This window comes from Epilithonimonas hispanica, from assembly GCF_003385395.1.
GTDB classification, from domain to species: Bacteria; Bacteroidota; Bacteroidia; order Flavobacteriales; family Weeksellaceae; genus Epilithonimonas; species Epilithonimonas hispanica.
The window spans coordinates 1-26,093 of the sequence record NZ_QNUG01000041.1 but is presented as its reverse complement, the minus strand read 5'-3'; the positions used below and the strand labels follow the sequence as shown (position 1 = coordinate 26,093).

Genomic DNA, 26,093 nt, shown 5'->3' with positions numbered 1-26,093 from the left:
CAGCCTATTGTTTCTTTCCAAAAAAACCGTCACTCAACTTGAAAAAAGTAAATGACGGTCAATTATTTTTGAACTTCGCTTAACCCGAACTCAGGTTAAATAACCTTTAATTTTTGGTTGACTGAGGTTTTCTAATCTAATAATTAATTGATCTTCTGGATTTTTGATTTCGAGATTTAATCGTATTGGCATTTTTGATGCGTCAACTGTTACGATATTTTGATTGGATTCTTTTTCGGTTTTCAGAATGGTTGATAAGGAATCTATCGGTTTTTCTATAGTTGTAACTGAATCTAATTTTGTGTCTTTTACTTCCGCTTCTTTTTTACAAGCCACTAAAAATAATGGAATCAAAGCCAGATATTTAAGATTTTTCTTTTTTGATTTTAATAAATTCATAGTACAATATTTTTGAGAGGAAAGATTCTTTTTGATAAGATTCTATTCTTTCTTCAAGTTGATTTTTCATTTCGGAGTTTCCATTTTTCTCGGCGTAATCCAGCAAGATTTGTTCATTATAATTGATTGAAACCAAGTGATAATTTTCTGCAAAATCCTTTCTTTTGATATTATTGGACGTGATAATTCCACCCCAATTGATGTAACTGCAAACCAAAATCAAGCCATAACAAGCCCAAAACATTTGGTTGAAGAGGAAAGAGTTGGTCTTCTTTTTCTGAATTTTGATGAAAGTGAAAAACAAACCAATCAAAGCCATTGTCAGGAATCCGTAAACGCCCAAACGTTTGTATGTCAAACCATAATTGACGATATATTCTGAGTTTTTGAGCGATGCAGAAATCACTAAAACCGCATTCAGAACTATCCAGATTTTAGCTGAAATTTTAAGAGATTTGGCTTTGTCGTCAAAATTAAATCCTTTTTTGAAATAGAACAGAATCACAAGAATCGCCATTATGATGGACATTATTACATCATTTACACGTTCGTGTGTTTCAGCGCTCAAACTGTCAGCAGATTTTGTGACTTCGAAAAACTGTTCGTAATTGTAAGTCGTAATGAAAATTAACAACAAGATATTAAGCGCAGAAAAGGAAACCAATCCGCTGGTTCTCTCGGAATCGACATCAAGAAAAGAAAAGCTTGGTTTTTGAATTTTCATTAAACCAGAAAAGTCATTATTCAAAAAATGATTTTGTTTGAAAATGAATCTTTCTACTCCGAAATTCCAAAAAATAAAGCCAATATAAAATCCGATAATTGCCACAACAACAAAAGTCAAAGGTTGAAACTCAAGTTCGGAATCTCTAAACAGATTCGCAAAATGATTACTTCCCTGAGCGTAAATGAAAAAGAAAATTGTGATAAAAAAAAGCGGGAATCAGAATCATAGCGATGAGTTTTTTTGCAAAACTTCTCTCCTTAGATTTCTCGTACCACCCGTCTATGTTGAAAACTCTTCCCAAGAATGTGAAGAGATTCAACAATAGAACTTCAATATATAGAAATGGTTTTATTTTCGGGTAAGTTCCTTTGAACCTCAGCAAAACTACAGAGACAAAAACAGCGAAAAATGAAATTGCTTCGCCAAACCAAGCGAATGCAAACGATGAAAAAATTGAGGTTACAAAAAGTGTCAAAAACGTTCGCGTTCTGAATTCGTGTTTGGTTTGAGTATAAGTCAGAACACTCAGAAAGATTCCAAAAATGCCGAGGTTAAGGGCAATATATTCTTTGTAGAAAAGAATGATAATGGCGAAAACTGTGATGAAAATTAAATGATGTTTTTTCATAATTGATAAATGTTTTTTGATTTAAACACATGGGTCACAAGGATTTTGCACAAAGAGCACTATTCTAATTAGACGCTTTTGACTTTAGTAAATTTTATTTGTGTCCATTGTGAAAAACTTTGTGTTCTTTGTGGTTAAAAATTATATTGATTTAAGAGTAAACAATGTAATCTCCGGTCTGCAATTGAATCTAACTTGATAAGAATGTCCCAAAGCACGATTGATGTAGAGCATTCTTCCGTCTTCCAAATCAATGATTCCTGAAGTGTATTTTCGATTTTTCACAGGCAAAATCAGAGGTGGAAGAAATGGAGGTTTCGCTTGTCCGCCGTGTGTATGCCCAGACAAAATCCAACCTTTGTAATTGTTCCAAACATCTAAATCACAAACGTCGGGATTATGGCAAAGCACGAGATTGGCATCATCTGAATTAATGACTTTTGTTAAGTTTTCGGGATGAAAATTAGTTCCCCACAATTCCTCGAAACCATAAATGTTGAGACCTGAAATATCAGCTTTCTCATCTCTAAGCATTTGGATTTTAGAATCGTTTATTATACTTGAAATTTCATCAGCCACATATTCTTCTCTCCATTTTGCGCCGTAATCGTGGTTACCAAGAATGGCGACCGTTCCTAAAGTTCCGAGAACAGCTTCTTTCATTACGATTTTCAATTGTTCAAATTGTTCCGGATTATCTTCCCAGCAAACAAAATCTCCTGTATAAACCACGATGTCGGGTTTGTAAGCTTTAGCTTTTTTGAAAGAGTCAATCAAATAATTGTAATCGAATCTGTTTCCAACGTGCAAATCCGAAATCTGCATAAGAACTTTATTGTGAAGTTTCGAAGGCAAATTTTTGATTGGTAAATCTTGTTTTACAAATTCCAACCAAAATGGTTCTATCTGCCAACTGTAAAGCAATGATAAACCTCCTGTTGCGAGTAATGATTTTTTGATGAATGATTTTCTGGTCATATTTTTTTTGTTTTAAACACAAGGTTCACAAGGTTTTTGCACAAAGAGCACAACTTTTAATTTTAAAGTTCTAAGATTTTTTTCGAATAAAACATTCCTGTCCATTGTGAAAATCTTTGTGTTCTTTGCGGTTAATTACTGTAAAGTTCTTTGAATTACAAAGTTTATTTTCAAAAAAAATCGGGATTTACCTTCCCAACAATTTTTCTAAGTTATTAATATGGTCTGTAAAAGCATCTCGTCCCTTTTGTGTAACACGATAAGATGTTTTCGGTTTCTTGCCTACAAATTCTTTTTTGATTTCAATATATTCTGCTTTTTCTAGAGCTGAACTGTGGCTTGCTAGATTTCCGTCGGTTGCATTTAACAAGTTTTTCATTTCGGTAAAATCAACCCAGTCGTTGACCATAAGAACGGACATAATGCCCAATCTTACACGGCTTTCAAATTTTTTGTTGAGTTGATTGATGTTTAACATATTTGGTAGTTAATCAGTTATTTAGCTGATTAGTTATTAAGTTATTTATTTGGATTGTTTTCGTGATAATTTTTGATTGATTTTGCGTAACCATTAATCAGTTTACTGACTTCTTCTGCATCTTGTATTAGCTTTTCAAAATCAACCAATGCTATATAATTAAGATCTCTTGCTAATATTAAATAATATTTTACTTCTTCTAATGAACCTTTGGAGTGGGAAAGGAAATTAATTTTATTTGCTAAAGTCTTTTTTGTAAATCCTTCAGCAATATTAGCCGGAATAGAAACTGAAGCTCTCCTTATCTGATTAGTCAATGCATGCAATTCATCTTTAGGAAAGCATTTCGTTAAAGAATAAATATCTAAAACAAATTGATGTGATTTTTGCCAAACCATCAAATCCTGAAAAGATAAAATAGTACTCATAAAAATTAACAAAAAAACTGACAACTAAATAACTAAGCAACTGATTACTAATCATATTTCCTATACATCAAAATTCCATAAAAAATATGCAGAAATCCAAATCCTATCGCCCAAAATATCAATCCCCAACCAAGCCAAAACAAGGCAATAATTCCTAAAACGACTTCGCTAATTCCAAGATATTTGACATCACTTAATGTATATCTTTCGGCATTAATCAGAGCTAACCCATAAAAAATGAGCATTGATGGCGCAATTAAAGGAAAATAACGATGATACCAAAGTGCGATGCAAAAAAAACCGCCTGCAACTAACGGAATTGCAAAGTTGAATAACAGTTTTTTTGTAATCGAATCCCAAATCTTTAGGTTTTTCTTTTTACTCTTTCTTGCTGTGAAAATATATCCGCTGGAAATTGCCAAAACTAAAATTACCAAAGCGACAAAGAATAGTTCCTGAGCTAAAGCTGGAGTGTAAATATTTCTTTCTCCATCAAAGTAATCGACTCCTTCTCTCTGAAAAATAAAGTAAACATAAACAGAGCCCAACAAAGCAACGATTCCCGCAACAACACCGGATAAACCACTTAATGAAATAAATCTCGAACTGCGTTCCATCATCTGACGGATATGTGCTAATTCATCTTGGTAATTTTTCGATTCCATAAAAAGAACTTTGAATTGCAAAGTTAGAATTTATTTTAAAACTCCAAAATTATTTTTGAAGTTTTTTTATGATTGTCATCCTGAGGCTCTCAAAGGATTCTCAAAGATGTTTCAATTCCGTAACTTTCTTACCAATTTTATAAACCGTTCCTCGGAAACCAGCCACAACTTCATCGTTCTGATTCTTGATTGTGATATCATAAATTGCTGTTTTTCTGGTATCGTTCAGAAGAATACTTTCGGCAGTTAAAACATCTCCATTTTTTGCCGCTTTAGTGAAATTGATATAACAATTAAGCGCAACCGCAGCTTCGCCAGAATTATTAGAAGAAAAAGCCAGCGCCGAATCCGCAAAAGCAAATGTGACGCCACCGTGAACTGTTCCCAATCCATTAATCATTTCGGGTTTCACAGGCATTTTTATAAGGCAGTAATTTTCTTTTATTTCGGTCAGTTCAATTCCGAGCCATTGAGAAAACAAATCTTTCTCAAACATATATTCTGCCGTTTCTCGAGAATTCATAAATGATAGTTGATGATTGATATATGATATTTAAACTCTGATATTCTCCTACACTATTACCCTCAAACTTATTTTCCTTTATAGTTTGGCAAGCGTTTCTCGATGAAAGCAGCAACGCCTTCTTTGAAATCTTCAGTTTCCGCTGCATCTTGTTGAATAATGGATTCGTAATCCAATTGTTCGGAAAGTGTGAATGTATAAGATTTATTAAATGCTTTTTTGGTCAAATAAAGTGCAGTTGTCGCAGCGTGAGAAAGCTGAGTCAGAACTTCCATAGATTTTTCTACAAACTCGGAGTCTGAAAAAACATCCGCAACCAAACCTATTTTCTTAGCTTCAGTCGCAGGAACTTTTTTTCCTGTGAAAGATAAATAACTCGCCAATTGTCTTCCTACTAATTTCGGCAGATAATAAGTTCCGGCAGTATCAGGAATCAAACCGATATTGGCGAAAGCAAACGAGAAATAAGAACTTTCCGTTGCTAAAGTAAAATCACAAATAGAAGCTAACATTGCGCCTGCACCAACCGCTGGTCCATTAACTAAAGCAATCACAGGTTTTTTACATTTAACAATTTCGAGAACCAAAGGATTATAATATTCGATTACAAATCTCTGGATTGTTCTATCATCCTCATCAAATCCTAAAGCTTCTTTCAAGTTCTGACCTGCACAAAAAGCTTTCCCTTTTCCGGCAATAGCAATACATCTAACATTATCATCATAACTGAATTTGTGAACGGCATCTCGCAATTCGCCCAACATTACTTGGGTAAGACTGTTGTAACTATCGGGCTGATTAAGATAAATCAATTGTAGTTTTCCATCGAATTGGGAATCTATCTCTATTTGTGAATACATAATCTTGGTTTTCTCCAAATATAAAACTATTTGCAGACTTATAAAATCGGAATTAAAAATTTAAAACGACAAACATAATGATCATCAATCTTGATTTGTTGAATTACATTTTGGCATTTGATTATAGAATGATTTTTAAATATTAGGAAAATTTGTCTTTTCAAATTAGTTTAAAATCAGTTTAAAATCAATTATTCGGAAAATTTGTCTTATAATTTTAAAAATTCAACAATAGAATGCTTTTTGTAATAATGGTTTCAGAATTAAATGATTGATGAAGCATTAAGAAGTTAAACCTTAAAAATTTATTTTCTTAATGCTTTTAAAAAAACAAAAAACAAAAATCATAGTTTCAAAATCTAAAATTGAATAGAATTTGATACAAGTTTTTCAATCATTAGTCTTTTAATTTTTAAATCATTTAATCCAAAAATATTATGAATTTAAATCAGTATACAGTAAAATCACAGGAAGCCATCCAGGCAGCACAACAAGTTGCTATGGAATTTGGTAATCAGCAAATAGAACCTCAACATTTACTTGAAGGAATTTTTCAGGTTGATGAAAATATATCGCCTTTCTTGTTAAAAAAATCTGAAGCAGATGCAGCTTTGGTAAGAGAGCGAAACAGGGAAAATTTAGAGAAGCTCCCTAAAGTACAGGGTGGAAATATTTACCTTTCACAATCGGCAAACAAAGTTTTGTTGGATGCGCCCAACATCGCCAAAAAAATGGGCGACGAATTTGTAACAATCGAACATCTTTGGCTTTCACTTTTAGAAACCAATTCAGAAGTTTCAAAAATCCTTAAAGATATGGGTGTTACCAAAAATCTTTTGGAAGGCGGAATCAAAGAATTGAGAAAAGGCTCAAAAGCAACTTCTGCAAGTTCGGAAGAAACTTATCAATCTTTAAATAAATATGCTAAAAATTTCAACGAACTCGCTGCAGAAGGGAAACTTGACCCGGTAATCGGTCGTGATGAAGAAATCAGAAGAGTTTTACAAATTCTTTCAAGAAGAACAAAAAACAATCCGATTCTGATTGGTGAACCCGGAGTTGGTAAAACCGCGATTGCAGAAGGAATTGCGCACAGAATTATCAATGGAGACGTTCCTGAAAATCTGCAGGATAAAACTTTGTATTCTTTGGATATGGGCGCTTTGATCGCCGGAGCAAAATACAAAGGTGAGTTTGAAGAACGTTTAAAATCTGTCGTAAATGAAGTCATTAAATCAGACGGACAAATCATTTTGTTTATCGACGAAATCCACACTTTAGTTGGAGCCGGAGGTGGCGAAGGTGCGATGGATGCAGCAAATATTCTGAAACCAGCCTTGGCAAGAGGAGAATTAAGAGCGATTGGTGCAACGACTTTGAATGAATATCAAAAATATTTTGAAAAAGATAAAGCTTTAGAAAGACGTTTCCAAAAAGTAATGGTGGAAGAACCGGATACGGAATCGGCAATTTCTATTCTTCGTGGAATTAAAGATAAATATGAAGCGCATCACAAAGTAAGAATCAAAGATGAAGCGATTATTGCGGCGGTTGAAATGTCTCAACGATATATTTCAGACCGTTTTTTACCGGACAAAGCGATTGATTTGATTGACGAAGCTTCGGCTAAACTAAGAATGGAAATCAATTCAAAACCTGAAGAACTGGATGTTCTTGACAGAAGATTGATGCAGTTGGAAATTGAATTGGCTGCCATTTCAAGAGAAGGAAATCAGACAAAAATCGACCATTTAAAAGAAGATATTTCGAAAATTTCTGAACAGAGAAATGAAATCAACGCAAAATGGCTGAAAGAAAAACAAAAATCTGAAGATCTTACTCAGATTAAAAAAGATATAGAAGCTTTAAAATTGGAAGCTGAGCGTGCTTCAAGAGCAGGAGATTATGCCAAAGTTGCTGAGATACAGTACGGAAAGATCAAAGAAAAAGAAGATGCTTTGCAGAAACTCGAACTGGAAATGCAAAACCATCAGAATGAATTGATTAAAGAAGAAGTTACATCTGAAAATATTTCTGAAGTGATTGCAAAATGGACAGGAATCCCTGTTACCAAACTGCTTCAATCTGAAAGAGAAAAATTGTTACATCTTGAAACCGAACTTCATCACAGAGTTGTGGGCCAGGAAGAAGCGATTGAAGCTGTTGCAAATGCAATCAGAAGAAACAGAGCAGGTTTGAGCGACGATAAAAAACCAATTGGAAGTTTCTTATTCTTGGGAACAACAGGAGTCGGAAAAACCGAGCTTGCAAAGGCATTGGCAGAGTTTTTATTCGATGATGAAAACAATATGACGAGAATCGATATGAGTGAATATCAGGAACGTCACAGTGTTTCGAGATTGGTAGGTGCGCCTCCTGGATATGTTGGTTATGATGAAGGTGGGCAATTAACGGAAGCGGTCAGAAGAAGACCTTATTCTGTTGTGCTTTTAGACGAAATTGAAAAAGCGCATCCAGATGTTTTCAATACTCTATTGCAGGTTTTGGATGACGGAAGATTGACCGATAATAAAGGAAGAGTGGTGAATTTCAAAAACTCGATTATCATTATGACTTCGAATTTGGGTTCGCACATTATTCAGGAAAATTTTGAAAATATCACGGAGGAGAATCAGGATGAAATTGTGGACAAAACCAAAATTCAGGTTTTTGATTTATTAAAACAAACACTTCGCCCAGAATTCTTGAACAGAATCGATGAAACGGTTTTGTTCCAGCCTTTAAGAAAAAAAGAAATTGGAAAAATCGTACAATATCAACTAAGAGGTTTCAATGATATGTTAGCAAAACGTAACATCATTATGACCGCAACACAGGATGCTTTGGATTATCTTACTAACAAAGGTTACGACCCAGTTTTTGGAGCAAGACCATTGAAAAGAGTCATTCAACAGGAAGTTTTAAATAAATTATCCAAAGAAATCCTTGCAGGAAATGTGAATGACGGCGACAGAATCACTTTAGATTATTTCGAAGAAACAGGTTTGGTTTTCAGACCGGTAGAATAAGAGTTAAATTTTTCTTCATATTAAATACTATTTTAAACAAGAAAACCTCGGCTATTCAGCTGAGGTTTTTGATTTTATTGAATCAGATTTTATTTTATATTCACCAATTCCACATCAAAAATAATCGTAGAACCGCCAGGAATATCATCTCCAGCGCCTTGGTCGCCATAAGCCAAATCCGAAGGAATGTAAAATCTGTATTTGGAACCTTTGCTCATTAGCTGGATGCCTTCTGTCCAGCCTTTGATGACGCGATCTAGACTGATATCCGCCGGCGCACCACCATTTTTGTCGGTAGAGTCGAAAACAGTTCCGTCCAATAACTTTCCAGTATATTTCACCTGTACAACGTCTGATGCTTTTGGTTTTGTTGTTCCATCACCTTCTTGCAAAACCTCGTACTGTAAACCAGAAGCCGTGGTTTTCACTTTTGGATTGTTTTTATTCTTAGCCAGAAACTCAAGACCTTTTTTCTTATTTTCAGAGCCTTTTGCATTGGCTTCAGATTGTTTCTTTTGATGTTGTTTCATCATAAAATCTTGCATAAAGCTGTTCATCTCCTCAGCTGGCAACATTTTTTTCTTCGTGCTGTCCATTTCCTCTTTGATACCTTGAGCCAAAAGGTCTGCATCTACTTTGAAGCCTTCTTGTTTCATATTTTGAGCGATACTCATTCCTATGTAATAAGACGCTTTCTGCTCATCTGTATATTTGCTGTCATCTTTTTTATCTCCTTCCTTAGCACAAGAAATAATACTAAGTGCGGCTACGCAAAATAATGCGATAGTCTGTCTTTTCATTTTATAATTTTATGATTAATGAATTAATTAATGGTTGCAAATCTATTGTTTATTAAAGAAACTTCCTACTGGAAAGAGTTTTCTGTTGTAAAATATAATAGAAATTATCCTTCCAAAAATTGAATAGCAAACAAAAAACGCCACAATCATCTTGCGGCGTTCCTATTTTACAAACTCTTCAGATTATCCTCCGGTGTATAATCCATAAAAATCCCACCATCCAGATTGATGGATTTGATTTTCTTTTTTGATGGGATATTTAGATTCGTTTGCTTCTGATCTTTCTCCCAAACTGCTGGTGTGAAATGTCCTTTCTCCGTCGTCCCATCTTCATAAGTCAAATCCACATCAAACGGAATCGCAAATCCACCAACATTCTCAACCGTCAAAACCAATTGATTTTTTTCCTGAGTTACAGATCCTATTTTTAAATCAATATAATTATTAGTATAAAACCAATTATTGAAAAACCAATTCAGATTTTTTCCAGAACCTGTGTTCATAGAATTAAAATAATCCCACGGAATCGGATGTTTCCCGTGCCAGTTATCCATATAATGATGAAGTGCTTTTTTGAAGAGTTTATCTCCCAAATAATCCTTCAAAGCCAAATAAGAAAGCGAAGGTTTCACATAAGCATTATTCCCATAGCCTGCACCAGCTAGTTGAGAACTCATTGAGATAATCGGCTGGTCTTGCTCTGTAGAAGCATCGTTAATCCAACGTTTCACACGGAAGTTCTTCATAAATTTATCCGCTGCTTCTTTTCCGTTTTCATCAATGCCTATCAAGTACTCCAAAGTTGTAGCCCAGCCTTCATCCATAAAAGCATATCTGGTTTCATTAATTCCCATATAAAAAGGGAAATACGTGTGCGCAATCTCGTGGTCAGCCGTCAATCTTGCATCTTGCAAATCATCAGGAATGCTGGTATCATTAATCATCATTGGGTATTCCATATCAGCATAACCTTGGATAGCAGTCATTATTGGGAAAGGATATTCCACACCTGGCCAATTTTCTGTAAACCATTTCAAATTGTAGCGCATCCAGTCTGTATATTGTTCAAAATCTTTTGCACCAGCTCTGTAAGCAGATTGTACGCTCGCTCTTTTAGTTTTCAACTGAACACTGGATGCATCCCAAACATAATGATTACTCAATGCAAAACAAAAATCCACAATATCATTCGTTTTGAATTTCCAGATATTCCATTCATTTTGCTTCGTTACTTTTCCGGATTTCATTTCATCGGCATTCGCAACGTGAATGATTTTATCTGATTTTAAAGATTCTTTGAAACGTTTCAGATATTCAGGTTGAAGAACCTCTTCTGGATTTTGGAAATCTCCAGTTGACCAAACCACAAAATTCTTAGGCGCAGAAATAGCAAAAGAATAATCGTTGAAATCATTATAAAACTCTTGTCTGCCGTTATGCTGCAATAGATCCCAGCCATTGTAATCATCATAAACAGAAACTCTCGGGAAAGAATAAGCCACATAAAAAGTTTCCGGGTCAATTTGCCCTTCTCTTCCACTTTCTTTGGCTAATGGATATTCCCAATCTATTTTGATTTCGGTTTTAGATTTTGATGCTAATGGTTTGGTTAATTTCACAGCCTCAACCGTGGACCAATTATCACTATTGATATTATACTTTTCGCCATTGATAAAGAAAGATTTAATTTTCAATCCATCTGTCATCGATTCTTTAGAAGCATATCCAGCTCTTCCGGACTGTGGTTTATTAACATTATTCACGAATCTAATCGCTAAAACCTTCAACTCATCCGGACTATTATTAGAATACTGAATCGTCTCGGAACCCGAAACAATTTTAGTAGTTGCATCAACTTTCACATTCACATCATAAATACCTTTGTTCTGCCAGTAATTTTTACCTGGTTTTCCAGACATATCACGTGTTCCATTGGCATAAGCTTTCTTGATATTTCTCGGCATATATAGTTCCTGCGCAGAAACTGTTGTCCCAATTAACATCAATCCTAATAATAGTTTGTTCATTGCTAGAAAATTTAAGTATCAAAAGTAGAGAATTATTAATAATTTTAAGCTATGATAAAAACACATCAACTTTTATTCGCTTTTTTACTGTTTACCTTTTTGAGTTGTAAGGAAAATAAAGTTGAATCAAAAATTAATGAAACTGATTCTACTAGTCAAAAAGTTAAATCATTCATTTCTCAATTAGAGAAATCTGAAATAAAACCGACATTTTCAACAAGTTTGGATTCTGTTTCCATTTTTGACCCAAATCTAAAAATTAAGGTTACATTAAAGACAAAAAATTCTTTATAGAAATAAACAGTGAAAAAATAAATATAAACAAGCTAGTAACAATTAATGATGTATGGAGTAAAAAAGATTCGGTTGATTATGCTAACCAAATATCTGAAGTTAAATATTATAAATCTTTAAATCTAGTATTACTTTTACTTGATTTTGATATGTGTACAGGTCTCGGATGTGGAGTTAATTACCAACTCATTTATGATTTAAACTCTAAACAAGTTTATCCTTTTGGAAGATTTAGAACTGGTTTTGATATGAATTTATACAAATTCAAGCATCATGTTTATTATTTAAGCAAAACATTTCACGGAAGAAACGCTCAATTGAAAGACACCATTTTTTTCAATCTATACAAGATTGAACCTAAGTCTATTCCTCAAAAAGAGGAAAAATACTTTGCAAGATTTACTTATGACAATGAAGATTACGAGAAGGAAACAAGTTTTACTCAAAACTGGATAAAATAAATAAACAAACGTAAAATAAAAAAAGCCTCTTTCTCAAGAGGATTTTTGCTTTGTCTATTTCTTAAACTTAATCTCAGTCAAAACCGGAAAATGGTCAGACGGATAAAGAAGATTTTCTCGTCTGTCATTAATAGTTCTGTTAGACAACACATCGAATCCTTTTACAAAAACGTAATCCAAACGCTCGGTAGAAGGCGTGTTAATATCAAAGTTTTGCCAAGTTCCCTTTGGTCCGTAATGAGGTTTTTGAGAATGATAAAAAGAATCTGTTAACTCTTTTGACATAATTTTTATCGGTTCTTTGTCATCTGTCAAATTGAAATCTCCGGTCAATGTCAAAGGCAGATTTTCTTTATTGAATTCTTTGATTTTTTCAAGAATCAATTTTGCAGAATTCACTCTTGCAACATCGCCAACGTGGTCAAAATGCAGATTGAAAGCCCAAAACTTTTTACCACATTTTTTCATTTTGAAAAGTGCATAAGTACAAACTCTGTTGTACGCCGCATCCCAACCTTTGGAAGGTTTTTCAGGTGTTTCACTTAACCAAAAAGTACCTGATTTAACAACTTCCAATTTATTCTTGTCATAAAAAATCGCTGAAAATTCGCCTTGGTTTTTTCCATCATCCCTTCCAACACCTACGTAATCATAATCCGTCAATGTCGTTTTGATGTCAACCATTTGTTGTGGAACCGCTTCCTGAACTCCGAAATAATCCGGGTGATAGTAAGACATCATCGCCATTGTTTCTTGTTTTCTGTTGTTCCAAGAGTTTTCTTTGTCACTGTCAACAGAAAGACGAATGTTATAAGTCATCACTTTCAAATCCTGAGAAAAGACAAGACTAGATGCGAACATTAATCCAAAAAATAATTTTTTCATTTTTAAAATATTAATAGTCTATCATCTAAAAAATCTATGCTTTGTAATCTTCAAAATTCTGAATTCCATTAAGGAAATCTTTGATAGGCATTCTTTTTTTACCTTGGATTTGAACATCTTCCGGATAATAGAGTCCGTCTTTTGTATAGAATTTGAACTCAGTTTTAGAAATATCAAAATCGCCAGCTTCTCTCGAATGTGATTTTAATTCAAAATGTCCTTTGAAGATTTTCAAAGATTTTTCTTCTTCTCCGATTTTCAAAATAGTGAAAGCCGTTGGATAAGGCGACATTCCTCTCACGAAATTATGAATCGTTTCAGAACTTTGGTTCCAATCGATTTTCAGATTTTCTTTAAATATTTTGTAAGCCGTTTTTGGATTTTCTTTTTGTGGCTGAGGTTTTTCTACAATCGAATTTTCTGCTAATCCATTTAAGGTTTCAATAATCAAATCCGCTCCGATTACCATTAATTTATCGTGCAAAGTTCCGGCATTATCTTCCGGTAAAACTTCGGTTTCAGCTTGGAGAAGAATATTACCTTCATCGATTTTTTCATTAATAAAAAATGTAGTTACACCGGATTTGGTCTCTCCATTGATGACTGCATAATTAATTGGCGCCGCTCCACGATAATCAGGCAACAAAGAACCGTGCAGATTGAATGTTCCAATTTTTGGAATCGAGAACAAAACCTGAGGCATCATTCTGAAAGCAACCACAACAAAAACATCCGCATTGAGATTTCGGATTGATTCTAAGAATTCCGGATTCCTCAATTTTTCCGGTTGAAAAAGATTAAGATTATTTTCTTCTGCAAAAACTTTCACAGGCGAAGGCGTAAGCTTCATTCCCCTTCCACTTGCTTTGTCAGCCGCCGTTACAACGCCAACCACTTTGTGATGAGATTTGAATATCGCTTCCAAAGAAGCTTTTGCAAAATCGGGAGTTCCGAAAAAAACGACATTTAGAGATTTCATTATTGTTGATGAATGATAGTTGATAATTGATTTTTATGGCAGCTTTATCCGCCTTCCGCTCCCAATCTTTTTTGCAGACCATTTCAGTCTAAATAGAACTGAAGTAAAAGCAAAAAAGGATTTCCGCTCAAGTCGGGCTGCGTAAGATTCCACGTTTTATTGATTGAGCATATAGGTTTTATAGTTCAACATTCTGACTTTTCCTATGTCCAAAAGAAAAATCAAGGTTTCTGAAATGGCTTCTTTGGAATAGAAATTAAGTGTTGCGGCTGTTTCATCCAAAGTCATTGGTTTTTGAGAAAGGTGTAACATAATTTCCGTCGAAAGGTTCTTTTTGGAATTTGTTCTCTTTCTGCAAACAGAACATTTGCCACAATTTTCGGCATCTTTTTCTCCAAAATAATTCAGGATTAATTTCATTTTACAGAAATCAGAATCTTTGATAAAGAACTTGTTTTCTTCCCATTTCCTTAATTTATTTTTCTGAATATGATGAAACAAAGCCCAATATTCTCCGAAAAGGTGTCGGTCATTTCTAGGTTTCAAAAACTTGATAGAATGCTGGCTTCCGTCAAGATATTCCAGATGTCCGGCTTTTTGCAATTGCTTTAATCTTTCTTTAAAATTAATGATATCATAGCCATTTTTATTACAAAAAGCGGCATCACTAAAATAGACTTTCTGAATTGCCAATCCCGGAAGATTCCTAAACAAAAGTTCCATAAAATAAGCATCGGAAGGCGCCAATTGATCCAATTCATTGGACTGAACAAAACTCTGAATCACCGAAGGCGACACAGAATTTTTGTAAAATATAAGTTCCTGATTATGCAGAAAAGTGAGAATATTCTTGATTTTCGCAATGGATAATTTGGTCAGATTTTTAATTCTGTTGATATCCAGCTGAAAAGTTCTTTCCGGCAAATCATTATCTGCAACCTGAAAAATGGAATATAGATAAGTGAGTATTTTTTGGTATTCTGATTTGTTTGGGATTTGGTTTTGAAATGTATTATCGATGTTTGTCAATTCCTGTTCATTCCAAAGCAGAACAACAATCGCATCTTCTCCATTTCTTCCCGCTCTTCCAATTTCCTGATAATAATTTTCTATTGTTGACGAAGGCGATAAATGAATCACAAACCTCACATTCTCTTTATCGATTCCCATCCCAAAAGCATTGGTGGAAACCAACACGTGAAACTGACTGCTTATCCATTTTTTCTGAAGTTTCTCTTTTTCATTAGAAGTCAAACCTGCGTGGAAGAAATCGACATTTTGGAATCTGTTATTTTTAAGAAAATAAGTTAATTCTTCCGCTTCTTTTCTGGTTCTTGTATATATAATTCCGGAAGCTGGATTTTGTCTAAGAAATTCTAAAATGCGATTATATTTATTAGAAGTATTTTCTACAATGATATTCAGATTATCTCTTTTGAAACTCTTTTTATAAATCTGAGGATTGTGAAGTCCTAATTTGATTGAAATTTCTTCAACCACTTTATTTGTAGCTGTTGCAGTCAACGCAAGGCAAGGCACATTTTTGAATTCTTGTCGGAACTTTTTGATATTCTGATAACTCGGACGAAAATCTGAACCCCATTCCGAAATACAATGCGCTTCATCCACCGCAATAAATGAAATATTAATCTCCTGAATATTCCTTAAAAATAATTGATTTTGCAATCTCTCCGGAGAAATGTAAAGTATTTTTATTAATCCGTTTTTGCATCTATTGTAAACAGATTCTTCCTCGAACTCGTCTAATTCGGAACTTAATAATTCTGCTTCGATTCCTAAACTTTGAAGAGAATCAATCTGGTCTCGCATCAAGGCTAAAAGTGGTGAAATGACAAGACAAGTTCCTTCTAAAACGATGGCTGGCAATTGATAACAAAGAGATTTTCCTCCTCCAGTTGGTAACAACGCCAAAGTATCTTTTCCTTGGATTAAAGAAAGAATAATATCTTTTTGAGAAGACCGAAACTCATTATATCCCCAATATTGCTTGAGTGTATTTTGAATCAATTGGTCATATGAACTTGTAGAAGAAAGCATCTGTAAATTTAATCATTTATTGAAAACAAAAAAACCGTCTCGTAATAAAACGAAACGGTTCTTTATGATTTTATAAATTCATTTCTTATTTAGCTTCGAAATAAACTCTTCTGTTAGCTCTGTTTTTCCACTCTGGGCATTTAGAAGCTGGCTCACATTCTGGATAAAGGAGATCTTTCTCACCTCTTCCAATTGCCTCCAACTTAGTTTTATCTGCTCCATTTCGGATCAAATAATCCTTCACATTATTAGCTCTTCTTTCGGAAAGATTTTGGTTGTAAGCATCTGTAGCTCGAGTATCTGTACCACCAATTACTTTGAAATTAGAATTGGATGAATTAATATAATTAATAGCATTGTTCAAGATTGGAGTGTTTGACGGCAAGATTCTATCAGAATTCAAATCAAACTCAACACCTTTCAGCAAGGCTGTATCTTCGGAAACTAATCCTGTGCCTGCAAGTGGACAACCTTGATTTTCTATTGGACCAGGAACGGTAACACATTTATCATTAAGATCAATAACACCGTCAATATCTGCATCTAAAGCTACACCAGCTCCATCAACTCTTGCTCCAGCAGGTGTATCCAATTGTCTGTCCCAATCATCACAAACGCCATCATTATCAACATCTCCTTTTTTACAAACTTCTAGATCTTGTGTTTTATCATTAAGAACATCTAGCTTATAGTACATCTCTTGCAAAGGATCGTGCCACATCAAATGAGACTCATGCTTACCAAGTTTGAAGGTAAGTCCAAGGGTGGTATTGAAGAAGTTGTCAGAAATTTGATCTTCTCTAAGGTTATAACCTGTTTGTTTAACACCTGCTCCATCAAACTCATCATCACCCGTAATAACATACATTACTCTACCTTCTAAGTCAATTCTGTTATTGATTTTAAATTTAAGTCCAGCACCTGCTTGACCAAAAAGAGAATTAAGTTTAAATGGTTTTCTTTCAAAATTTAAAAGTTGATAATCTTTCCCAGGATTTTGTCTAAACGATTTGTAAGCAATAGTTCCTATACCAGCATAGCCGTGTAATGCCCATCTGAAAGGAGATTTGTTATCTACTCTTCTCAGAAGATTCGAAAAATTAAGATCTCCTAAAATTGATATTGCATCATATTGTGTTCTGCCTGCAATTTGGCCAGCTGGCAAAACTTCATGATCTTTTGTATTAGCATAGCCTTGTCTAGTTTCTCCTCTATCATATTGCAAGTTAAGACCAAAGGCATGAGTTATTGCTTTATCTACACTAATATAAGCAGAATATCCGAAAAGGTTTTTCCCATTACCATTTTTGATAGATGTCATGTCAGCGGATTGAATCAATGGTACACCAGCACCAATTGATATTGACCAATCATCAAATCTTTTTGAAGACTGTGTAAATGGGGAAATATTTTGAGACCCAGAATTGGCATCTGTAGATATCTCTTGACCTGTTAGACTCATAGGCAACAATAATCCTATTGCTACTAATGATAATAAATTTTGTTTCATATTTGAATGTTTTTTTTCTAGTTTATTACTTTGCTACAAAATATACTCTTCTATTTGCTTCATTTTTCCATTCCGGACATTTTGTTGCCGGATCGCATTCTGTGTATTTAAGATCTTCTTTACCTCTTCCTTCAGCAGTCAGAACAGAACGAGATACGCCTTTATCCACTAAGTAATTAAGAACCGCATTTGCTCTTGCTTGAGATAGCTTTTTATTATAAGCTGCGGAACCTCGACTGTCTGTAGCTCCTACTACAATAAAACTGTCTGTAGCTCTTAAAGATTTGATAATATCGGCTGCCTGATTAAGATCTTTGAAAGATTCTGGTCTGATTACATCTTTGTTAAGCTCAAACTCTATCCCATTGAAGTGCTTATTGATCTCTTCAATATTGTTAGAAACCGGCATTGCTTTTTCGGTAGGACAACCTTGGTTTTCTACTGGCCCAGGAACTGTTGTACATTTATCATTAAGGTCTATTACGCCATCTAAATCTAAATCTAAAGCAACGCCCGCACCATCAACTCTTGCGCCTGCTGGCGTATCGAGTTGTCTATCCCAATCATCACAAACGGCATCATTGTCTAGATCTCCTTTATCGCAAATATTAAAATCTTTGAATTCTTCTTCTAGAACCGCTGCTTTTGCATAAGCACCTTGTAATGGATCTACCCAACGAAGATGATCTGGATGTTTTCCTAATTTGAATGACAAGCCAAGATTGACAAGCCAAGCATTGTCTGTATAACTATCATTAATTTCGTTATATCCTGTATCTGTTCTTGTCCAGCCACCGCCGTCAAACTCCTCATCTCCACTTATAAGATATAAAGTTCTAAGCTCAATATCAAGAAGCCTAGAAATATTATATTTTAAACCAACACCACCAATGTAACTGAAAGTAGAGATGCCAATTTTTTGCTCAATTTCAAGAGGCCATTTGCTTAGCACAGCATTATCTTGTAAGTATGTTTTGTAACCTGTAAAACCAATTCCTCCATAGCCATGAAGTGCCCATCTATAATTGGATTTGTTATCTACTCTCCTCATTAAATTAGAAAAGTTAACATCTCCAATCAAAGCAATTTGATCAAATTTTGTATAACCATGTCCTACGCCAGCAAGATTATTAAGACGAGCCTTTTGGTTGGTTTCTCCCTTTGTATACAATAAAGACACTCCCAAAACGTGCGTAATTTGCTTGTCTAAACTCACATAACCGTTCCAGCCCCAATTAACCTTTCCATCATAAAAAGAAGTAAGATCTGCGTGCGCCATAAAAGCACCACCACCTCCTACAGAGATAGACCAATCTTTGAAAAGTCGGCTTTTGTTGTTGAATGGTTCAGTTTTAATTTCGGAATTACTATTATTTTCTTTGGTTTGAGCAAAACCCAAGAAAGGTAGCAGGAAAAGTAGGAATAGTTTTTTTTTCATAATCATTTGTGTCCTAAAAATTTATTTTACTTCATTAATTAAACCTTTGGCAAAATCTCTTTCATATAGATTTTTGTGATGAGGAATAATTAATCTCTTTGAGATAAACTTTATATTGTTATACAATATTATATCAATATCTATAATCCTGTCCTGATAAGTCTCAAAATATGAAGAGTCTTTAACCCGACCCATTTCTATCTCAATCATTTTCAGCTGTTTCAACAGCATTATAGGCGAAAATTGTGTTTTTAATTTAACTGCAATATTACAAAAATTATTTATACTGTCAAATTCTACAGGCGCTGATATGATTAATTCAGAATTTTTTAATATTGCACCAATATTAGTTTCGAGTTTTTCCAAGGCAACTTGGATATTTTTTTCAGGATTATTAATATTACTTCCCAGTAACAAAACGACACTATTGTGCGACATATCAAACAAATTATTTTATAATGAAAAGTTTTTTCAAACTAGTTCTCGCAAATTTAACTGCTATTTTCATAGTGATAGCAGGATTTTTTGCCTTTTTTATCGGTTTTATTATTCTAGCTTCTATTTCAGAATCAACAGATATAAAGTCTAATTCTGTCTTAACACTAGACCTAAAAACCACAATAATAGACAGCCCTTCCGAAGATCAAGAAGATTTTTTGTCCTTCAATAATAATGAACAAAAATCGGTTCTGCTATACGACGTTTTACAAGCTATCGATAAGGCTAAATCTGATGATAAAATCAAAGGAATTAGTATAGAAGCAGATAACATCAATGCAGGAATAACCCAATTGGATGATATTAGAAATGCATTGATTGATTTTAAGAAAAGTGGCAAATTTGTCTATGCTTATGGGAATTCTGTCTCTCAAGGCGCTTACTATCTTGGGTCTGTTGCCGATAAGTATTACCTAAATCCTGCAGGTGGGATAGAACTAAAAGGTCTTTCTACAGAAGTGACATTTTTCAAAAGCTTTGCTGAAAAATATGGAATTGGCATTCAAGTCATCCGTCACGGAAAATTCAAAGCAGCTGTTGAACCTTTTCTTAAAGATGAAATTTCGCCAGAAAACCAAGAACAGCTCTCTACTTTGCTTAATGATATCTGGAATAGTACATCTAGTAGAATCTCAGCGTCTAGAAAGATCCCAACTTCCGAACTGAAAACCATTACAGATAGTCTTTACAGTTATATACCAAACTTGAGTTTGAAATATAAATTGGTGGACCAATTAATCCAAAAATCTGAATACGATAACATCATCAGAAAAAAAATCAATATTGATAATGATAAAAAAATCAATAAAATATCTTTTGCTAAGTATTCTGAAAGTATTGATTCTAAAGAGGGAGATAATAAGATAGCGGTTCTTTACGCTTCTGGTTCCATCAATAATGGAAAAGGTTATGATGGAATCTACGCGGATAACTTCCGCAAAGAGATAAAAAAACTACAAGATGATGACGATGTGAAAGCGGTGGTTTTCAGAATCAATTCTCCGGGAGGAAGTGCTAATGCTTCTGACGAGATTCTTTTTGAGATGCAACAGTTGAAACGTAAGAAACCTGTCGTTATTTCTTTCGGAGACTATGCTGCATCTGGCGGTTATTACATTGCAATGGGAGCTGACAAGATTTTCTCTGAACCTAATACTTTGACTGGATCTATTGGTGTTTTTGGAGTGATTCCTTATTTCAAAGATTTGGCTGCAAAAAACGGAATCCGTAGCGATGCTGTTACGACCAATGCCAACTCGAATATGATATCAGCAATTAACGGTCTAAGTCCTGGAACTCTTACTATAATGACAAGAAGTGTAGAATCTACCTATCAGCGTTTTGTACATTTTGTCACTCAGAATAGAAAGAAAACGTTTGAACAAATTGATGCTGTTGGTGGTGGAAGAATCTGGTCGGGTGTACGTGCAAAAGAGATAGGATTGGTAGATGAGCTGGGAACACTGCAAGATGCTATCAATTATGCTGCTAAGTCTGCTAATATCAAAAATTATGGTGTATCTGCATATCCTTCAAAAATATCAAAATTTGAACAAATCTTTTCTTCTGAGACAGATGAAGACTTCTCTACCAGAGTTATTAAGAACAAAATAGGAAAAGATAATTTCAGACTTTTCCAGCAAATTACAGAACCTAATGCTAAGGCTGAAGTGAAAATGGAAACACCTTTCAGCATCAAGTTGAATTAATTATAATCATTATTCAAAACATAAAAAAGCACAAAACTGATTAATTGGTTTTGTGCTTTTTATTTTAATGATTTATTTAGAATGGTAAATCCTAAAGTTTTTTCGATGCTGAATATATAACTCGACTTGGCCGAAAATCCTTTTTTGCTTGTAAACAATTCAATTTGATTTAGAAATTTTCTTCCAAAAAGATAACCTTTGGAAAATAGCAGCCCAAATCAAAAAAACACCTTCAATCCTAACTTAAAAAAAAGTCCGCTCAAATTGCGGACTTCTGTATCTATTGTATTGTTTTAAAATTTGTAAGCTAAACTCCAGCTAAATCCCATATTGAAACTTCCTGAGCTTTTCCCAAAACCAGGAACAATCATTGGTTCAATCTCATCTTGTTTACTACTATAAGCCAAATATCTCGGTTGAACATTAACATCTAGGAAAAAATTGCTATCAAAAACTTGAACTCTAGCTCCTAAAGATGCTTCTATCCAATAACTACTTTGAGTAGATGGATCAAATGAAAGTGAAACGCCATCATTATTAATTCCTCTTACAGGAACAGCCATATATTCTTGATTATAAAAACTTCCTGCTAATTTTCCACCAACGTAGAAGCCATTCAGATTGTTTTCTGGATCCATAGATAACATATAGAATCCGCCAATTTTAGCAAATAATCCATCTGCCTTAGCATCGTAACCATTTTTTTGATAGATATTTTTATCATATCCGATATCAATTATGGCATGCACTCTTCGATTGATTCTACTGGAAATAAAACCTTGTACCAGTTGCCTGTCTCCAAACAAACCCACTCCTAGATTTAGAACATCTACACCAACCGTAAAATTTGGTTTGTATTGCCATTTTATAGAGTCTTGTTTTTTTTCTTCTTTCTTGCTCTGAGAAAAAACTGAAACCGACAGAAGACTAAAAACGAAGATAAAAATTGATGTTATTCTCATCAGTTAATGATGTATTATTGGTTTGAATACTTTGTACTGGATCACTTTGTAGCAACTCTGCATTCAGATTATCATAATTGATTTTGAATCCACAAGCTGGAGATACGTAGATTGGCTTAGTATTATAATTAACTCTAATTTTGCTTTGAGGCCCAACTTTCCTTCTTTTGATATAGATATCTGTATAAGGACTGTTATCAACTTTCAGTGGAACCAAGATAGAATCAAGAGATGCAGCTTCTGTGACAATATTAGTCAATGAATCTTTTCCATAATCTACATCTACATAAAGTGTATCTACTGTTGTTTCCAGATCATTACTCGCATTCTTGAATTTCAATAGAAGTCTTGGTGTAGAATCCGAATTCATGCAGATATCATCATCGCCACCACAACTGGTGAAAAGTAATAGAAATCCGAAAATCCATATTAAATTTTTCATTAAATTAATATTGTATTAAGTCCATAAAACAGAATAAAATTAAATCTTATTTTCTAATCAGCAAAGCAATATTCTCTACGTGATGTGTCTGTGGAAACATATCAACCGGAAGAATTTTCACCAATTCATAATCATCTTTCATCAATGCGATATCTCTAGCTTGAGTTGCCGAGTTACAACTTACGTAAACGATTCTTTCTGGTGCCAATTTCAAAATCTGCTCCACTACTTTCTGGTGCATCCCGTCTCTTGGCGGATCGGTAATCAAAACATCAGCTTTTGGATGATTTTCTAAAAACTCATCATTGAAAACGTTTTTCATATCGCCACAATAGAAAGTTGTGTTTGTAAGACCATTCAGTTCTGCATGCTCAATAGCCGCATCAATAGCTTCTTGAACGGCTTCTATTCCAATCACGTGTTTTGCATTTCTTGCAACATATTGCGCAATAGTTCCTGTTCCTGTATAAAGATCATAAACTACTTGGTCGCCTGTAAGATCCGCAAACTCCAATGTTTTTCTATATAATTCTAAAGCTTGTTTATAATTGGTTTGAAAGAAAGATTTTGGACCAATTTTAAATTTAAGCCCATCCATTTCTTCATAGATGAAACCTTCCCCAAAATAGTTTTGAATATCCAGATCGTAGATACTGTCATTTCCTTTCGGATTGATTGCATAAACCAAAGTTGTAATTTGCGGAAATTGACTTAGAATGAAATCAAACAATTTGATTCTTTCTGCTTTCATATCCTTGTACAATTGGAAAAGCACCATCCAATCTCCTTTGGAGTTTTGACGAAGCATCAATGTTCTAAGGAATCCTTGCTGTTCTTTGACATCATAAAATTCCAAACCATTTTCAACAGCATATTTTTTAACCGCCAAACGGATTTGGTTTGATGGATCTTCTTGCAGGAAACATTCTTTAAGATCAAGAATCTTGCTCCACATCCCAGGAATATGGAATCCTAATGCATCTCTATTTCCAAAATTTTCTTCGGAACTGATTTCGTATTGCGTCAACCAACGCGCATTGGAAAAAGAGAATTCCATTTTGTTTCGGTAGTAATATTGTTCTGGAGCCCCAAGAATAGGAATCTCTTCAAACTCTGGAAAACCACCAATCCTTCTGATATTATTCACAACTTCGCTATGTTTGAAATCAAGTTGTTTATCATAATCTATATTCTGCCATTTGCAACCACCACAAGTTCCAAAATGTACACATTTGGCATCAACTCGGTATTCCGAATATTCCAAAATATCGACAGCTTCACCTTCAAAATAGTTACTTTTTGACTTCTTAACTCTTACGTTAACAAGATCTCCAGGAACTGCACCTTTTACCAAAACGGTTTTACCGTCTTCTGTCTTACCAACAGAAACTCCTTTCGCACCGGCAGAAAGGAGTCTGATATTTTCAAGAATTTTATTTCTTCTCTGTTTCATTTATTATTTTGTTTTTGCAGAATCTGCATTCGGATTCTGTTGCAAAAGATCATTTTGTAATTGTGCATTTGGATTAACACTTGGCGCTTGGAGGCCAGAGATTTTATTCATTGCCTCTACAAACTTAGCATCCCCCAAATTATAAAAAGTTTGACTAGCTACTTTCCCATCTTTATCAATCAAGAAAAAACCAGGAATTTTGAATCCGTAGATAAAAAATTTCTTAGCATATTCTGATTGCAAACCTCCTTCAGCATAATAACTAGTTCCAGGAATACCTTTCAACATAGCATTAGCTGTTTTTGTAAATTGTTCTTTCGTATCGTCTAGGTTTACATAGGCGAAGTTAACTTTAGCTTTATAAAAATTTACAACCTCTTTAAGAACAGGAATTGTAGATTGTCCAATATAAGGATTCCAAGAGGCATAACTCATAACCAAAGTAGGTTTTCCATTTGATTCTAAATTTCCAGATTTACCATTCAATTTTACTAAGTTTACAGTTGGAGCTACTTCACCTTTCTTCAATCCAAAAACTGCATTGATGGCAGAGTTAAGATCTTTCTTAACTTCAGAATCTTTGATAGACTCGTCACTTACTTTCTTAACTTTTTCTACATCGCTTGTGTAAGGGTTAAGATCAAATTTAGCAATCACAAAAGCCAAAAGATAATCTTTAGTTTTTTGAGACAATTCTTTGTTAGTCCCCAAGAATCTTGCAAAAATAGTTGACATTGTTACATTGTCCTTATCTTTTTGCTTCTCTGCAAAAGCTTGAAAATCTTTTCCTACTTTATTCAACAAATAGTTTCTGTAAACTGGCAAGTTCTCAACCATTCTATCATTATTTTCTGTCAAAGATTTTTCATAATCAATGAAATTTTTAGAAACTTTGAAAGATGGATCTCCTGTTACTTGACCGTGAGCAAACTGATATTGAACTAAGAAAGTCAAAATATTAGTCGTTAACTCATCTTTTTTAAGTTTTATAACTTCGCTATCGGCTCCTAATTTCTCAGCATTATCATCAAGATTTTTTTCAAGATCAGAATGGATTTTTTTGATCTCTGCTAAAAATTCAGGCTCATTTTTCTGCAACAATTGCATATTAAGTTTTGAACTGTATGATTCCAAAAACTTTTGTGTAGCTGTAATGAAGTCATTATTTTTCTTAGCATCTCCCTCAATTTTATAAACTTCTGGGAAAGTAGCGGCATCACCAGAGATATTCAAAGTTTGCCCTTTCTTAAGGTAAATGAAATTCATCTTACCTGCATAAGTCATTGCATACATTCCATTTTTAGGAGCCTTGAATTCACCTTTGAAGTTTCCTTTCTCATCAACCCCAAGGTTAACAAGAGGAAGCGTAGCCACCCCAGAAGCTTCTATGAATTCTATTCTTTCTAAAGGAGACCCTCCTTTAACATTTCCCTCTACTTTAACTTTGGAACAAGAAACTACCAACAGTGAAATCAAAAGAAGAAATAAGTATTTTTTCATTTTAAAAATTAATTTCTGCAAAAATAATCTAATTAAGATGTTAAAAAAAATGAAAATCAATTTTTTATTATAAGATTAACAGATTTTATAGCATATTAATGAATTAATAAAGGGAAGTAAGAAATTTACAAAATGTTATAAACGAAAACATTAGGAACAACTTTGCTTTGAGTAGTTTTATTATTCTTCTCAAGATATTCTTCTAATGAATTTCCAATCGGATATAATATAAGAATAATAAGTTTAAGTTTGGAGCAAAAAAAAAAGAATCCGTCTCACAACTTGAGGCGGATTTTTTTTGGTTATAATTGTTATTTTTTGTATATTTATATCTGATAATCAGATATTTGTCTATGAATTTC

General features: G+C 33.9%; 24 protein-coding genes. 3 read left to right on the top strand and 21 right to left on the bottom strand.

Annotated elements, in window-relative coordinates; all coding sequences use genetic code 11:
* Positions 1-90: 90 nt before the first annotated feature.
* The 9 genes from DRF58_RS14925 to DRF58_RS14890 all read right to left on the bottom strand — a co-directional run bounded on the left by DRF58_RS14925 (position 91) and on the right by DRF58_RS14890 (position 5,686).
* A complete protein-coding gene (locus DRF58_RS14925; protein WP_116036585.1) occupies positions 91-399 on the bottom strand; it encodes a hypothetical protein in 309 nt (102 codons plus the stop codon).
* Positions 365-1,309 (bottom strand): DUF4153 domain-containing protein, encoded by a 945-nt coding sequence (locus DRF58_RS14920; protein ID WP_317124872.1) that lies wholly within the window; start codon positions 1,307-1,309, stop codon positions 365-367. The genes DRF58_RS14925 and DRF58_RS14920 overlap by 35 nt, the downstream gene beginning before the upstream one ends.
* Positions 1,290-1,754, bottom strand: coding sequence for a hypothetical protein (locus tag DRF58_RS19055; RefSeq protein WP_317124871.1), 465 nt, complete (start codon positions 1,752-1,754; stop codon positions 1,290-1,292). The genes DRF58_RS14920 and DRF58_RS19055 overlap by 20 nt, the downstream gene beginning before the upstream one ends.
* A 141-nt stretch (positions 1,755-1,895) precedes the next feature.
* On the bottom strand, positions 1,896-2,732 hold the full coding sequence (locus tag DRF58_RS14915; protein ID WP_116036583.1) for a metallophosphoesterase: 837 nt from the start codon (positions 2,730-2,732) through the stop codon (positions 1,896-1,898).
* Between the two features lie 187 nt (positions 2,733-2,919).
* Positions 2,920-3,210, bottom strand: coding sequence for a winged helix-turn-helix domain-containing protein (locus tag DRF58_RS14910; protein WP_116036582.1), 291 nt, complete (start codon positions 3,208-3,210; stop codon positions 2,920-2,922).
* Between the two features lie 41 nt (positions 3,211-3,251).
* Positions 3,252-3,638, bottom strand: a complete 387-nt coding sequence (locus tag DRF58_RS14905; RefSeq protein WP_116036580.1) for a four helix bundle protein — start codon at positions 3,636-3,638, stop codon at positions 3,252-3,254.
* A 47-nt stretch (positions 3,639-3,685) separates the two neighbouring features.
* Complete coding sequence (locus DRF58_RS14900) at positions 3,686-4,303, bottom strand: hypothetical protein (protein ID WP_116036579.1); 618 nt, start codon at positions 4,301-4,303, stop codon at positions 3,686-3,688.
* A 100-nt stretch (positions 4,304-4,403) separates the two neighbouring features.
* A complete protein-coding gene (gene paaI, locus DRF58_RS14895; protein ID WP_116036577.1) occupies positions 4,404-4,826 on the bottom strand; it encodes a hydroxyphenylacetyl-CoA thioesterase PaaI in 423 nt (140 codons plus the stop codon).
* Positions 4,827-4,894: 68 nt separating this feature from the next.
* Complete coding sequence (locus DRF58_RS14890) at positions 4,895-5,686, bottom strand: enoyl-CoA hydratase/isomerase family protein (RefSeq protein WP_116036575.1); 792 nt, start codon at positions 5,684-5,686, stop codon at positions 4,895-4,897.
* Positions 5,687-6,123: 437 nt separating this feature from the next.
* Here DRF58_RS14890 and clpB point away from each other — a divergent pair, with 437 nt between their 5' ends.
* Positions 6,124-8,715: an ATP-dependent chaperone ClpB gene (gene clpB / locus DRF58_RS14885; RefSeq protein WP_116036574.1), complete on the top strand. Its 2,592-nt coding sequence runs from the start codon at positions 6,124-6,126 to the stop codon at positions 8,713-8,715.
* 89 nt (positions 8,716-8,804) lie between these two features.
* Here clpB and DRF58_RS14880 read toward each other — a convergent pair whose 3' ends face one another.
* Both DRF58_RS14880 and DRF58_RS14875 read right to left on the bottom strand, forming a co-directional pair.
* Positions 8,805-9,515, bottom strand: a complete 711-nt coding sequence (locus DRF58_RS14880; protein ID WP_116036572.1) for an FKBP-type peptidyl-prolyl cis-trans isomerase — start codon at positions 9,513-9,515, stop codon at positions 8,805-8,807.
* 167 nt (positions 9,516-9,682) lie between these two features.
* Entirely contained in the window at positions 9,683-11,542 is a 1,860-nt protein-coding gene (locus tag DRF58_RS14875) for a M1 family metallopeptidase (RefSeq protein WP_116036571.1), read from the bottom strand.
* Between the two features lie 443 nt (positions 11,543-11,985).
* Between DRF58_RS14875 and DRF58_RS14865 the strand changes: the two genes are divergently transcribed.
* A complete protein-coding gene (locus DRF58_RS14865; RefSeq protein WP_116036568.1) occupies positions 11,986-12,297 on the top strand; it encodes a hypothetical protein in 312 nt (103 codons plus the stop codon).
* 54 nt (positions 12,298-12,351) lie between these two features.
* Here DRF58_RS14865 and DRF58_RS14860 read toward each other — a convergent pair whose 3' ends face one another.
* From DRF58_RS14860 to folK, 6 genes are all read right to left on the bottom strand, one after another.
* A complete protein-coding gene (locus tag DRF58_RS14860) occupies positions 12,352-13,182 on the bottom strand; it encodes an endonuclease/exonuclease/phosphatase family protein (RefSeq protein WP_116036566.1) in 831 nt (276 codons plus the stop codon).
* A 34-nt stretch (positions 13,183-13,216) separates the two neighbouring features.
* Positions 13,217-14,161, bottom strand: a complete 945-nt coding sequence (gene fmt / locus DRF58_RS14855; protein WP_116036564.1) for a methionyl-tRNA formyltransferase — start codon at positions 14,159-14,161, stop codon at positions 13,217-13,219.
* 156 nt (positions 14,162-14,317) lie between these two features.
* Positions 14,318-16,219 (bottom strand): RecQ family ATP-dependent DNA helicase, encoded by a 1,902-nt coding sequence (locus tag DRF58_RS14850; RefSeq protein WP_116036563.1) that lies wholly within the window; start codon positions 16,217-16,219, stop codon positions 14,318-14,320.
* 85 nt (positions 16,220-16,304) lie between these two features.
* Positions 16,305-17,729 carry an OmpA family protein gene (locus DRF58_RS14845; RefSeq protein ID WP_116036561.1) on the bottom strand — a complete coding sequence of 475 codons (1,425 nt, stop codon included), beginning with the start codon at positions 17,727-17,729 and terminating at the stop codon, positions 16,305-16,307.
* A 25-nt stretch (positions 17,730-17,754) separates the two neighbouring features.
* Positions 17,755-19,167 carry an OmpA family protein gene (locus DRF58_RS14840; RefSeq protein WP_116036560.1) on the bottom strand — a complete coding sequence of 471 codons (1,413 nt, stop codon included), beginning with the start codon at positions 19,165-19,167 and terminating at the stop codon, positions 17,755-17,757.
* A gap of 21 nt (positions 19,168-19,188) precedes the next feature.
* Positions 19,189-19,584, bottom strand: a complete 396-nt coding sequence (gene folK, locus DRF58_RS14835) for a 2-amino-4-hydroxy-6-hydroxymethyldihydropteridine diphosphokinase (protein WP_317124870.1) — start codon at positions 19,582-19,584, stop codon at positions 19,189-19,191.
* 41 nt (positions 19,585-19,625) lie between these two features.
* Between folK and sppA the strand changes: the two genes are divergently transcribed.
* Positions 19,626-21,374: a signal peptide peptidase SppA gene (gene sppA, locus DRF58_RS14830; protein ID WP_116036556.1), complete on the top strand. Its 1,749-nt coding sequence runs from the start codon at positions 19,626-19,628 to the stop codon at positions 21,372-21,374.
* Between the two features lie 293 nt (positions 21,375-21,667).
* Here the strand turns inward: sppA and DRF58_RS14825 are convergent, their stop codons facing one another.
* The 4 genes from DRF58_RS14825 to DRF58_RS14810 are packed head-to-tail and all read right to left on the bottom strand — an operon-like array spanning position 21,668 to position 25,731.
* Positions 21,668-22,336: a DUF6048 family protein gene (locus DRF58_RS14825; RefSeq protein WP_116036555.1), complete on the bottom strand. Its 669-nt coding sequence runs from the start codon at positions 22,334-22,336 to the stop codon at positions 21,668-21,670.
* Positions 22,302-22,778 (bottom strand): DUF6452 family protein, encoded by a 477-nt coding sequence (locus tag DRF58_RS14820; RefSeq protein ID WP_116036553.1) that lies wholly within the window; start codon positions 22,776-22,778, stop codon positions 22,302-22,304. The genes DRF58_RS14825 and DRF58_RS14820 overlap by 35 nt, the downstream gene beginning before the upstream one ends.
* Before the next feature lie 46 nt (positions 22,779-22,824).
* Positions 22,825-24,231, bottom strand: coding sequence for a 23S rRNA (uracil(1939)-C(5))-methyltransferase RlmD (gene rlmD, locus DRF58_RS14815; protein ID WP_116036552.1), 1,407 nt, complete (start codon positions 24,229-24,231; stop codon positions 22,825-22,827).
* Positions 24,232-24,234: 3 nt separating this feature from the next.
* Positions 24,235-25,731, bottom strand: a complete 1,497-nt coding sequence (locus tag DRF58_RS14810) for a TlpA family protein disulfide reductase (RefSeq protein WP_116036550.1) — start codon at positions 25,729-25,731, stop codon at positions 24,235-24,237.
* Positions 25,732-26,093: the final 362 nt, after the last annotated feature.